The organism is Lonsdalea quercina subsp. quercina, from assembly GCF_000688655.1.
Lineage (GTDB): Bacteria > Pseudomonadota > Gammaproteobacteria > Enterobacterales > Enterobacteriaceae > Lonsdalea > Lonsdalea quercina.
The window spans coordinates 1-12,786 of the sequence record NZ_JIBO01000001.1; the positions used below are offsets into that span (position 1 = coordinate 1).

Annotated in this window: 10 protein-coding genes and 1 pseudogene; 9 read left to right on the forward strand and 2 right to left on the reverse strand. The window is 52.8% G+C overall.

Annotated features, from left to right (window positions below):
• Positions 1-86: 86 nt before the first annotated feature.
• The 3 genes and pseudogenes from RZ35_RS17860 to RZ35_RS00010 all read left to right on the forward strand — a co-directional run.
• Positions 87-321 (forward strand): annotated as a pseudogene (locus RZ35_RS17860) (hypothetical protein); the annotation flags it as partial.
• A gap of 106 nt (positions 322-427) precedes the next feature.
• A complete protein-coding gene (locus RZ35_RS00005; protein WP_026741454.1) occupies positions 428-1,084 on the forward strand; it encodes a sugar phosphatase in 657 nt (218 codons plus the stop codon).
• Positions 1,085-1,191: 107 nt separating this feature from the next.
• Positions 1,192-3,033 carry an SLC13 family permease gene (locus tag RZ35_RS00010; protein WP_036152231.1) on the forward strand — a complete coding sequence of 614 codons (1,842 nt, stop codon included), beginning with the start codon at positions 1,192-1,194 and terminating at the stop codon, positions 3,031-3,033.
• On the opposite strand, the gene yfbR is transcribed toward RZ35_RS00010, so the two are convergent.
• Both yfbR and RZ35_RS00020 read right to left on the reverse strand, forming a co-directional pair.
• Positions 3,028-3,627: a 5'-deoxynucleotidase gene (gene yfbR / locus RZ35_RS00015; RefSeq protein WP_026739930.1), complete on the reverse strand. Its 600-nt coding sequence runs from the start codon at positions 3,625-3,627 to the stop codon at positions 3,028-3,030. The genes RZ35_RS00010 and yfbR overlap by 6 nt on opposite strands.
• Positions 3,628-3,774: 147 nt before the next feature.
• Entirely contained in the window at positions 3,775-4,989 is a 1,215-nt protein-coding gene (locus RZ35_RS00020) for a pyridoxal phosphate-dependent aminotransferase (protein ID WP_026741456.1), read from the reverse strand.
• A 1,251-nt stretch (positions 4,990-6,240) separates the two neighbouring features.
• Here RZ35_RS00020 and lrhA point away from each other — a divergent pair.
• From lrhA to nuoF, 6 genes are all read left to right on the forward strand, one after another.
• Positions 6,241-7,191, forward strand: a complete 951-nt coding sequence (gene lrhA, locus RZ35_RS00025; protein ID WP_026741457.1) for a transcriptional regulator LrhA — start codon at positions 6,241-6,243, stop codon at positions 7,189-7,191.
• A 639-nt stretch (positions 7,192-7,830) separates the two neighbouring features.
• Positions 7,831-8,286: an NADH-quinone oxidoreductase subunit NuoA gene (gene nuoA / locus RZ35_RS00030; RefSeq protein ID WP_164477200.1), complete on the forward strand. Its 456-nt coding sequence runs from the start codon at positions 7,831-7,833 to the stop codon at positions 8,284-8,286.
• A 14-nt stretch (positions 8,287-8,300) separates the two neighbouring features.
• A complete protein-coding gene (locus RZ35_RS00035) occupies positions 8,301-8,975 on the forward strand; it encodes a NuoB/complex I 20 kDa subunit family protein (RefSeq protein WP_026739926.1) in 675 nt (224 codons plus the stop codon).
• Positions 8,976-9,075: 100 nt separating this feature from the next.
• A complete protein-coding gene (gene nuoC, locus RZ35_RS00040; protein ID WP_026741459.1) occupies positions 9,076-10,875 on the forward strand; it encodes an NADH-quinone oxidoreductase subunit C/D in 1,800 nt (599 codons plus the stop codon).
• A 2-nt stretch (positions 10,876-10,877) separates the two neighbouring features.
• The gene (gene nuoE / locus RZ35_RS00045) at positions 10,878-11,408 is read left to right on the forward strand and encodes an NADH-quinone oxidoreductase subunit NuoE (protein ID WP_051625411.1); all 531 of its coding nucleotides are present in this window, start codon (positions 10,878-10,880) and stop codon (positions 11,406-11,408) included.
• On the forward strand, positions 11,405-12,754 hold the full coding sequence (nuoF, locus tag RZ35_RS00050; protein WP_026741460.1) for an NADH-quinone oxidoreductase subunit NuoF: 1,350 nt from the start codon (positions 11,405-11,407) through the stop codon (positions 12,752-12,754). The genes nuoE and nuoF overlap by 4 nt, the downstream gene beginning before the upstream one ends.
• Positions 12,755-12,786 lie beyond the last annotated feature (32 nt).

Genomic DNA, 12,786 nt, shown 5'->3' on the forward strand with positions numbered 1-12,786 from the left:
CCCCCCCGCCGCGGAAGGTGATTCTAAAGAGCGCCAGGGACATAACCAATGCCCAACGAATATTTCTGTCAAATCAACATCAAGCCATGACAATGCCGGAACGCGGAGCGCTATCGGCGGTTACAGACTATTATTGTGCGAGGTTATGCCCTCCCAAACACCCGTTATCAGCGAACGCCGAATGAGGGGCCGGGCGTGAACGCAGCGGCGGAGATCCGCCATCCGGGTTCGGTTCACTTGATTGTGCAGACGGAAATGCGTTACCAGCATTTCGATGTCAGCACGCTCGGCTTTAACGCTTAAACCAAAATGTGGGATAAATAAACGGGCAAGCTCAACGTGCGGCTTGCCTGNCCGCGCCACTATCATTTCAGCGCGGTGGCCATTTTATAAATCGTCAATGCCTGACAAATCAGAGAGGTTAGCGGTGGAAGTTAAAGGTTTTCTGTTCGATCTGGACGGTACATTGGTCAACTCTCTTCCTGTCGTTGAAAACGCCTGGCGTTGGTGGGCGGAGGGGCAAGGTCTCGATTCTCAGGAGGTCCTTGAGTTCATTCATGGCAAGCAAGCCATCACGTCATTACGTCATTTTCTTCACGATAAAAGCGAAACGGAAATCCAGCATGCTTACCAAGTCTTGGAACAAAGAGAATCCACGGATTTGGAGGGCATTACCGCCATGCCGGGCGCGCAGGCGCTGTTGCAACGCCTTGAAGCGCTCAATGTTCCTTGGGCCATCGTCACCTCAGGATCTGTGCCGATAGCCTATGCTCGTCACCAAGCCGCAGGATTATTGATGCCGCGTCACTTCGTGACCGCTGAACGGGTCGCGAATGGAAAACCGCACCCGGACGCCTACCTGCTTGGCGCACAGCTGTTAGGCCTTGACCCGCAGGCGTGCGCCGTGGTCGAAGATGCGCCCGCCGGAATACAGTCTGGCCTTGCCGCTAAGGCGAAAGTCATCGCCGTCAACGCGCCGTCGGACACGCCCGATTTAGACAAAGTCGATATGGTGCTGTACTCGTTGGAGCAACTGGATGTGACTCCCGGCGACGCGGCTTTCGTCGTCACCGCGTCACGTTGAAGGCAACGAGAGGGTGGGGAATAAAATGATAAACCTTGCTTTTGCAGGGTTTTTTTATGTCATGCTGAATGGTCGGTTTTAAGGATTGCCACTAACAGGAGGTGCTAGTGACCCGTGAGTTGCTATGGGTGTTGACGCTGTTGTTCATCGCCATCGTTTTGTTCGCCACCAACAAATTGCGAATGGACGTTGTCGCACTGCTGGTCATCATTGCGTTCGTATTAAGCGGCACGTTGACGTTGCCGGAAGCGTTGATGGGATTTAGCGATCCGAACGTAATATTGATTGCCGCCCTGTTCGTCATCGGCGAAGGCCTGGTTCGGACCGGTGTTGCTTATCAGGTGGGTGACTGGCTGATGCATGTCGCCGGTGAGAGTGAAGTCCGTATGCTGGTGCTGCTCATGCTGACCGTCGCCGGGCTGGGCGCGTTCATGAGCTCCACCGGCGTCGTGGCGATTTTCATTCCGGTGGTGCTCAACGTTGCCGCGCGGATGAAAAGTTCGCCGGCTCGGTTGCTGATGCCCTTGAGCTTTGCCGGTCTGATCAGCGGCATGATGACGTTGGTCGCTACGGCGCCCAACATGGTGGTCAACAGTGAACTGATGCGTAACGATATCGCGGGTTTTGGTTTTTTCGGCATGACGCCCATCGGCATCGTGGTCCTGCTGGTGGGGATCGCCTATATGCTGGTGGCGCGTTTCTGGCTGGGCAGTAACAACCGTGACGATAACAAAGAAGTTTGGAAGCGAAAGACGTTTCGGGATCTTATTCGCGACTACAAACTGACCGGAAGAGCGCGGCGGCTCGCGATTCGCAGCGGCTCACCGTTCGTCGGCCAGCGGTTGGACGATCTTAATCTGCGCCAGCGTTTCGGCGCCAACGTCGTGGGCATTGAGCGCTGGCGCAAGTTCAGACGTGTCATGATCAGCGTCGCGGTGAATACGGAACTGCGCCTGAACGACGTTTTATTAATCGACATGTCAGCGTCCGACGTCGATCTACGCGAATTTTGCGCCACGCATATGCTGGAACCCATGGTGCTGCGCGGCGAATATTTTTCTGAGCAGGCGCGCGATGTCGGCATGGCGGAAGTTTCATTGATCCCGGACTCGGGGCTGGTGGGAAAAACGCTTCAGGACGCCATGTTCCGCAGTCGGTATGGCCTGACGGTAGTGGGGATTCGCCGTAATGGCGAAGCGCTGGACGGCGCGTTATCGAATGAGCCGCTGCAGTTGGGCGATATCCTGCTGGTGATCGGAGACTGGCGTAATATTCGCCAGCTGTATCAGCAAAAGCAGAATTTCATCGTACTAAATTTACCTGCCGAAGTGGACGAGGTGGCGCCCGCGAAAAGTCAGGCGCCTCATGCGCTGTTTTGTCTCGCGTTGATGATCGCCATGATGCTGACTGATGAAATCCCCAATGCGGTTGCGGCGCTGATCGCCTGCCTGATGATGGGGCAATTTCGCTGTATCGATATGGAGAGCGCCTATCGCGCCGTGCACTGGCCGAGCCTGATGCTCATTATCGGCATGATGCCCTTTGCGCTGGCGCTGGAGAAAACGGGTGGCGTGGCGTTGATCGTGAAAGGGCTAATGGACGTGGCGGGGGACGCCGGACCGCAGATGATGCTGGCCTGCCTGTTCGTGCTGTGTGCGGCGATCGGACTGTTCATTTCGAATACCGCGACGGCGGTGCTCATGGCGCCCATCGCCATCGCCGCGGCCGACCAGATGCAGGTGTCGCCCTATCCGTTCGCCATGATTATCGCAATTGCCGCTTCGGCGGCATTTATGACGCCCGTCTCCTCACCAGTGAATACGTTGGTGTTGGCGCCGGGTGGATATCGGTTCAGCGACTTTCTTAAAATCGGGGTGCCTTTTACGGTACTGGTCATGGGCGTGAGCGTCGTGATGATCCCGTGGCTCTATCCGTTCTCCCCGTTATAGCGGGGAGTCCTGGCTGATTTCATCCAGAGAGAGGCTGAAGCTGGGTATGAAGACGGTCATAAAATAGTCCATCTCCGGGCTGTGTCGTTGTTGCAGCGTTTTTTCCAAACGCGCTTTAGCCAATACGAATTCGTTATTGCCCGCCGACAGCTCTTCCAGACATTTCAGGTAGGCGCACAGCGCGTCGGCCTGTTTGACCACGGCATGTTCTTCCTCGCTGGTATAGGCATCATCCAACAGCATGCGATAGTCTTCCTGAAGTTCGCTCGGCAGCATATCGATGAGCTTCTGCTGGGCGATTTTCTCTATCTTTTTATATTCGTGGGCCATCTGGGCGTTGTAGTACTTGATGGGCGTCGGCATATCGCCGGTCAGCACTTCGCTGGCATCGTGGTACATCGCAAGCAGGGCGATACGCTCGGCATTGAGATCCCCGCCGAATTTGCGGTTTCTGATCACGGCGAGCGCATGGGCCACGAAAGCGACCTGCAAACTGTGTTCCGAGACGTTTTCCGTACGGACATTGCGCATCAGCGGCCAGCGGTTGATCAGCTTTAGACGGGATAAATGGGCGAAGAAATGACTTTGAACCATAGCACTCTCTCAATACGCGGAGGGAAAAACCATTGTGGTCGCTCGACGAGGAATTAGCAACTCAGCCCTAAGCGCTGGGAAGAGAAACGGATGAAAAAACGGGCTGCGCCATAAGGCGTCGCCCGTCTAATAAATTTATCGGCGCGATTACTGGTGGTAGTGTTCGAGGAAACGCCCCAGCTTGTGCACGGCCATGTCCAGTTCATCGACGCGGGGCAGCGTCACGATGCGCACATGGTCCGGCTCCGGCCAGTTGAACGCGCTGCCTTGAACCAGCAGCACCTTTTCCTGCAGCAGCAGATCCAGCACCAGCTTCTGGTCATCGTGGAGATTGAAACGCTTCGCATCAATACGCGGGAACATATATAAAGCACCCGATGGCTTGACACAAGAGACGCCGGGAATCTCGTTGATCAGCTCCCAGGCGCGGTTGCGCTGTTCGTACAGACGGCCGCCGGGGCGGATAAATTCACTAATGCTTTGATAACCCCCGAGCGCCGTCTGAATGGCGTGCTGCATGGGCACGTTAGCGCACAGACGCATCGAAGCCAGCATCTCCAGCCCTTCTATATACCCCTTGGCATGTTTCTTGGGACCGTTCAATACCATCCATCCCTGACGAAAACCCGCAACGCGATAGGTTTTAGATAGACCGTTAAAGGTCACCGTCAGCAGGTCAGGCGCCAGCGCCGCAATAGAGTGGTGCTGTGCTTCGTCGTACAAAATCTTGTCATAGATCTCATCGGCGAAAATGATCAGATCGTTTTGACGGGCGATCTCGACGATCTCCATCAACAGCGCTTTGCTATAGACGGCGCCGGTGGGGTTATTCGGGTTGATGATGACGATACCGCGAGTGTTCGGTGTGATTTTTTTGCGGATATCATCCAGGTCGGGAAACCAGCCGGACTCTTCGTCGCAACGATAATGCACGGCCTTACCGTTCGACAGCGATACGGCGGCGGTCCATAAAGGGTAGTCCGGGGCCGGCACCAGCATTTCGTCGCCGTTATTCAGGAGAGCCTGCATGGATTGTACGATGAGTTCGGAAACGCCGTTGCCGATATAAACGTCTTCCACAGTGATATCGCGTAGTCCGCGCGCCTGGTAGTGCTGAACGATGGCTTTGCGAGCGGAATAGAGTCCTTTCGAGTCGCAATAGCCTTGCGCGGTGGGCAGGTTCCTAATGACGTCAACCAGGATTTCGTCGGGGGCTTCAAAGCCGAACGGCGCGGGGTTGCCGATGTTAAGTTTAAGAACTTTATTGCCTTCCTCTTCCAACCGTTTGGCTTCTTTTAACACCGGACCACGGATGTCATAACAAACATTTTCCAATTTCTTGGATTTTTCGATAGGGGACATTTAACAAACCTTGTACAGGAAGGTTCCTGAATAGTAGACGCTTAGTCGGCCTAATGTACTCTTCCTGACGATGATTTTGAAGAATGATCCTAAATCAATGGGTCATCTCAAGACGGTGACGGACGCTTATTTTACAGTGTAAAAGTCTGTTATTTTTCTATTTATTGGGTTTTTGGGCTGCATATGGCTATTTGTTTGTTGTTTATGATTGTCGACGGCAATGGATAAGGTTATTTATACGACGCCATGCTGAGGCTCGTGGCGGAGATGGGTACGCAATTTCAAAGTGATTTTTTCATTTGAACGCAAATGCACCACTATTTATCGTCGACTCCTGTCGTTAATACGCTGGCGTCTGAGAGGTCACTGGATACCTGCAATAACCCTATTTTTTCAATGACTGGAATAACGGGTAAAAACACCATCTTATTTCAGAGTAGCCATTGGATGTAACCGATTAAAATAAAGGGTTTTCTTATTTTATTATTGAGACTTTCCTTCCCTGATATGAAATTAACACCATTTGTAATAGACGTGACTATTTTAGAACATCTCGTCACAAAGGTGAGGCTAACCAATGAATATTCGTCTATTTTGAATTCGAATATGCAATTAATAGAGACTCGTCTTTTGTTTTCGATGCGTTTACAAAAGTTTTTTTAGAATGATCAATCTAGTAATATTAATAGGTAATATAGGAATTTTCAGATTGTTATAGATAGACTATTGGCTGATTAATCACTCAGGTTACATTAAAGCTGCTCCTGAGTTTATAGATGACAGAAAACTTAATTCTGGTATCTTATATCAGAATATTTTACGAGTGGGTCATCTTATATTGTTTGGTCCTGCGGTTCGTCATCGCACTGAAATCAGATGAGTTGTAACGTATTGAAATAAAGGCATTAAGTTGTGTTCCTTGGGAGCGATACCCCTATGAATAGAGTGTCGGTCCTAAACCTAAGCTTTCATCATGTTCACCCTTTATCTTTAGCGTACTAGAGCGTGCAAGACTTTTATTTTATTATCTAAAATAATTAGCCGTTCTTTTTATCGACGGCTTGAATCAATAAAATNAATAGGTAAGGGAGAGGGCGAAAAAAAAAGCGATGTGGTAACGAAATATTAAGTATTTTTTGCCGTAGCCGTTCATCTACGATACTGTCTTTCATTGTATGCCGACGTTGTCGGGATACGTATCCAACACCAGGTATGTTAGTTAATAAATAAAATAGATAAGTGAAGAACCGTATGACAAATGCAAATCGCCCAGTTCTCAATCTTGATCTGGATCTGCTGAGAACGTTTGTCGCTGTCGCCGATTTGAATACTTTCGCGGCCGCGGCCGTAGCAGTATGCAGAACGCAATCTGCCGTTAGTCAGCAGATGCAGCGGCTGGAACAACTCATCGGTAAAGAGTTATTCGCCCGTCACGGGAGAAATAAACTACTGACCGAACATGGGATCCAGTTTCTTGGTTATGCCAGAAAAATACTACAGTTCAATGATGAGGCCTGTGCCTCTTTAATGTTCAGCGACATTCAGGGAACGCTGACGATCGGCGCTTCCGACGATACAGCAGATACTATCCTGCCGTTTATCTTGCAGCGTGTAACGTCGGTTTTCCCCAAACTATCGATCGAAGTGAGTATCAAACGCAGCCCTGAAATGATGGAAATGTTGCATCAGGGCAAAATTGATTTAGTCATCACGACGGAAAACAGCACCGAGTTTCCTAATGTATTGCTACGTTCGTCACCGACGTTGTGGTACTGCTCGGCGGAGTACCAGTTCCAACACGGCAGTCCTGTGCCGCTAGTGGTATTGGACGAACCGAGTCCTTTCCGCACGTTGGCGCTGGAAAAGCTGACCGAAGCCGGGATCCCCTGGAAAATTTCGTACGTGGCTTCTACGCTGTCGGCGGTTCGGGCGGCGGTAAAGGCGGGGCTGGGTATTACCGTGCGTTCCGTTGAAATGATGACGCCGGACCTTCGTGTGCTCGGTGAAGAAGAAGGTTTGCCGAAGTTGCCCGACACCCGTTACTACCTGTGTAAGAATCCACAGCAAAATAACGAGTTGAGTACGGCAATCTTCAGTGCTATCGAATCAGGTACGCGTTCCAATCTGCTTTCTGTAAATAGTGTTCCGGAAGGAGATATCCGCATTTCCTCCACGGACGAATCGTTAAAAGATATTCTCTGACTTTTACATCTCCCGGCGCTGAGCGGTATGCGTCAGTGTGAAATGTGACAGAAACCGTCCGAATACCGACGACAGGGTGTGCGCTCATCGACATTCTGTCGTTTTTTCGTTTCTGGCGCCGGAGTGCGCCTCTCTGTCTGCAATGCACCGCTCTGTTATTCCTCTTGCGCACTTCTCTTCCCACACCTACTGATATCCACAGGGTTTGTTTTATTAACAATCGCTTACCGAACGTACTTTTTTTAATAACTAAAACCGAAAAAACGTGTGAGAGATCAAAAAATACTTGCCTTAGCCTTATTCATTAACCTGCATTCATGTTGAAATTGATATAGTCACTACAGAAATAGGGTCTTTTTCTTCGCATTGTTCCAAAACAACCAGGAGTAGCATTGATGCCATTCAGTCTTTGCTATGTTTGTAATAGGTTAATTGGGATGCATCTTTGTTAATTATCCCGCTGTTATTTTTACAAAAGTTAAGAAAAGGTTGCAAAAACAGGATGAATAACCGCATTTACCGCGCCTTAACCCTATAATTTGTGGTATTTTTATGGTTACAAATCCTTCCTTTTAATCGATGTGGCTATTAACTGCCCTTAGAAGAGCAGCTGCCCAAGCCACTTTTGATGAGTAAGCAATGAGTATGTCAACTACTACTGAAGTCCTCGCCCACCACTGGGCATTTGCTTTATTTCTAATCGTCGCCGTGGGGCTCTGCGGGTTCATGCTGTTGGGGGGCTTTCTGCTTGGAGGTCGATCCCACGGTCGGGCTAAAAATACGCCCTACGAATCCGGTATTGATTCTGTAGGGTCTGCCCGGCTGAGGCTGTCTGCAAAGTTCTATCTTGTTGCGATGTTTTTCGTCATTTTCGATGTGGAAGCACTATACCTGTATGCCTGGTCCGTCTCTATCCGGGAAAGTGGCTGGGTAGGTTTTATCGAAGCCACCATTTTTATATTGGTGCTGTTGGCCGGACTGGTCTATCTGGTGCGTATCGGCGCGCTGGACTGGACACCGAAGCGTTCCAAGCGGCAAGTCGTGAAGTCCGACATCGTCGTAAACCACTCCACCACCAATACTCATCAGCAGTAATAGCGAGGCAATAAATGGACTATACGCTCACCCGCATAGACCCCGACGGTGAGAACGACCGTTATCCGCTACAGAAGAAAGAGGTCGTCAGCGACCCGCTCGAACAGCACGTTAACAAAAGCGTGTTTATGGGCAATCTGGAGCAGACGCTGCAAAATATGGTCAACTGGGGACGCGGTAACTCCCTGTGGCCCTTCAACTTTGGTCTTTCCTGCTGTTACGTGGAGATGGTGACTTCCTTCACCGCCGTACACGACGTAGCGCGCTTCGGTTCTGAAGTGCTGCGCGCTTCTCCCCGCCAGGCTGATTTTATGGTCATCGCCGGAACACCTTTCCTGAAAATGGCCCCCGTCATTCAGCGTTTGTATGACCAGATGCTGGAACCCAAATGGGTTATCTCCATGGGCGCATGCGCCAACTCTGGCGGCATGTATGACATCTACTCCGTGGTTCAAGGCGTCGATAAATTCCTACCGGTAGACGTGTACATCCCAGGATGTCCGCCGCGACCGGAAGCATACATGCAGGCGCTGATGCTGCTGAAAGAGTCTATCGGTAAAGAGCGTCGCCCGCTGTCATGGGTTGTTGGCGATCAGGGCGTGTACCGCGCCAACATGCAATCCGAACGTGAACGTAAACGCGAAGAACGTATTGCGGTAACCCACCTGCGTTCCCCGGATGAAATTTGACCTGTGAATGATAGGCCGTGATGGCTGCGTAATATCAACATAACAGCGCGCCGCCATCATCAGTCACGGAAATAACACATTTAATGTGGTGACATTACATATGACAGATTTAACGACACACGACGCCGTTCTGCCCGCATGGCAAACCCGCGATCATCTTGATGATCCGGTTGTTGGCGAGCTGTGGAACCGTTTCGGTCAGGACGCGTTTACCGTTCAGGCCACACGGACGGGGATGCCGGTAGTTTGGGTCAAACGTGAGCAATTACTCGACGTCGTCGACTTCCTGAAAAAACAACCGAAACCTTATGTCATGCTGATGGACCTGCATGGCATGGATGAACGTCTGCGTACGCACCGCGAGGGGCTACCCGCCGCAGACTTCTCCGTCTTTTATCTGCTGACCTCCCTGGAACGAAACAGCGATATCATGCTGAAGGTGGCGCTGGCGGAAAACGATCTGTTCCTGCCGACGATGACCCCTCTGTTCCCGAACGCTAACTGGTACGAGCGTGAAGTGTGGGACATGTTCGGCATTACCTTCAATGGCCACCCGCACCTGACTCGCATCATGATGCCGCAGACCTGGGAAGGACACCCGCTGCGCAAAGACTTCCCGGCGCGCGCGACCGAATTCGATCCTTTTGTGCTGACCAAACAGCGTGAAGATCTGGAAATGGAGTCGCTGACCTTCAAGCCTGAAGAGTGGGGCATGAAGCGTGGAACGGAAAACGAAGACTTTATGTTCCTGAATATGGGGCCGAACCATCCCTCGTCACACGGTGCTTTCCGTTTGATCCTGCAGTTGGATGGCGAAGAGATCATCGACTGTATTCCAGATGTCGGCTATCACCATCGCGGCGCGGAAAAGATGGGTGAGCGCCAGTCCTGGCACAGCTATATTCCTTACACTGACCGTATTGAGTATCTCGGCGGCTGCGTCAACGAAATGCCTTACGTGCTGGCGGTCGAGAAGCTGGCGGGCATTGAAGTGCCGGAGCGTGTTGAAACCATCCGCGTGATGTTGTCTGAACTGTTCCGCATCAACAGCCATCTGCTGTACATCAGTACCTTTATTCAGGACGTCGGCGCCATGACGCCGGTCTTCTTCGCGTTTACCGACCGCCAGAAAATCTATGATCTGGTGGAAGCAATCACCGGTTTCCGCATGCACCCAGCCTGGTTCCGGATCGGCGGCGTGGCGCACGACCTGCCGCGCGGCTGGGACCGACTGCTGCGTGAATTCCTGGACTGGATGCCTGCTCGACTGGACACTTATGTCAAAGCGGCGTTGCAAAACACCATTTTGAAAGGCCGTTCTCAGGGCGTCGCCGCCTACAACGCCAAAGAGGCGCTGGAATGGGGCGTCACCGGCGCGGGCCTGCGCGCGACCGGCATTCCGTTCGACGTGCGCAAATGGCGGCCTTACTCCGGCTATGAAAACTTCGATTTCGAGGTGCCGGTCGGCGATGGCATCAGCGATAGTTACACCCGCGTGATGTTGAAAGTGGAAGAGCTACGCCAGAGTCTGCGCATCTTGGAACAGTGTCTGAACAACATGCCTGAAGGGCCGTTCAAGGCCGACCATCCGCTGACGACGCCGCCGCCGAAAGAGCGCACGCTGCAGCACATCGAAACCATGATCAACCACTTCCTGCAGGTGTCCTGGGGACCGGTTATGCCGGCCAACGAATCGTTCCAGATGATCGAAGGCACCAAAGGGATCAACAGTTACTACCTGACCAGCGATGGCAGCACCATGAGCTACCGTACGCGCATTCGCACGCCGAGCTTCGCTCATTTGCAGCAGATTCCGTCGGTCATCCGTGGATGCCTGGTATCCGACCTGATCGTATACCTCGGCAGTATTGATTTCGTCATGTCAGATGTGGACCGCTAATTATGCACGATCATAACAACACTCAACCTTCTCCAGAAGCTCAGGGCGCGGATGTGCAAGATGTGTTCGTGCTCAGCGACGCAGAGCGTGACGCTATCGAGCATGAAAAACACCACTATGAAGATGCCCGCGCGGCGTCGATTGAAGCGCTGAAAATCGTACAGAAACAGCGCGGCTGGGTGCCGGACGGCGCCATCTACGCGATTGCCGAGATTCTGGACATTCCGGCCAGCGATGTCGAAGGCGTCGCCACCTTCTATAGCCAGATCTTCCGTCAGCCGGTTGGGCGTCACGTCATTCGCTACTGCGACAGCGTCGTGTGCTACATCAACGGTTTTCAGGGCGTGCGCGCCGCGCTGGAGAAAAAGCTGAACATTCAGCCGGGTCAGACCACGTTCGACGGTCGCTTCACACTGCTGCCGACCTGCTGTCTGGGCAACTGTGACAAAGGGCCTTCGATGATGATCGACGAAGACACCCACAGCCACGTCAAGCCTGACGATATCGATTCATTACTGGAGCAGTATCAATGACTAAAAACATTGTTCTCACTGCCGAACAGCATCCTCTCACCTGGCGTCTGCGTGACGACAAACAGCCGGTGTGGCTGGATGAGTACCGCAGTAAGAATGGCTACGCCGGCGCGCAAAAAGCCCTCACCGGTATCGCCCAGAGCGACGTGGTGACGCTGGTCAAAGATGCGGGTCTGCGCGGCCGCGGCGGAGCGGGGTTCTCCACCGGCCTCAAGTGGAGCCTGATGCCGAAAGACGAAAGCATGAACATCCGCTACCTGCTGTGTAACGCGGACGAGATGGAACCTGGCACCTATAAAGACCGGCTGTTGATGGAGCAACTGCCCCATCTGCTGGTGGAAGGCATGCTGATTGGCGCTTATGCGCTGAAGTCCTATCGCGGCTATATCTTCCTGCGCGGCGAATATGTGCAGGCTGCGGCTAACCTGCGGCGGGCGATTGAAGAAGCCAAGGCCGCTGGCCTGCTGGGTAAAAACATCCTGGGCAGCGGTTTCGACTTCGAACTGTTCGTTCATACCGGCGCCGGACGCTATATCTGCGGTGAAGAAACCGCGTTGATCAACTCGCTGGAAGGCCGCCGCGCCAACCCGCGATCCAAGCCGCCCTTCCCGGCGTCGGCGGGCGTGTGGGGCAAACCGACCTGCGTTAATAACGTCGAAACGTTGTGCAACGTGCCGGCCATCATCGAGCACGGCGTGGAATGGTATCAGGGGCTGTCTGCGGGCAAGAGTAAAGATGCGGGCACTAAGCTGATGGGCTTCTCCGGTCGGGTGAAAAATCCCGGTCTTTGGGAGCTGCCGTTTGGAACCACCGCGCGTGAAATTCTGGAAGAGTACGCTGGCGGTATGCGCGATGGGCTGACGCTGAAAGCCTGGCAGCCGGGCGGCGCAGGGACCGACTTCCTGACCGGGGATCATCTGGATCTGCCGATGGACTTCGAAAGCATAGCCAAAGCGGGAAGCCGTCTGGGCACCGGGCTGGCGATGGCGGTGGATAACGAGATCAATATGGTCGGTTTGACGCGCAATCTGGAAGAGTTTTTCGCGCGCGAATCCTGCGGCTGGTGTACGCCGTGCCGCGATGGTTTGCCGTGGAGCGTGAAGCTGCTGCGCGCGCTCGAAGCCGGTGAAGGGCAGCCGGGCGATATCGAAACGCTGGAACAGCTGTGTCGCTTCCTGTCGCCGGGTCATACCTTCTGCGCCCATGCGCCGGGGGCCGTTGAGCCGCTGCAGAGCGCAATAAAGTATTTCCGGCATGAGTTTGAGGCGGGTATCGCCAAGCAGACTATCAGCAATACAAAAGCGATAGGCGGGATTCAACCGAACCTGCTGAAACAGCGCTGGTAAGCAATGGCCGAGTCGCAGATGCGATGTTTCGC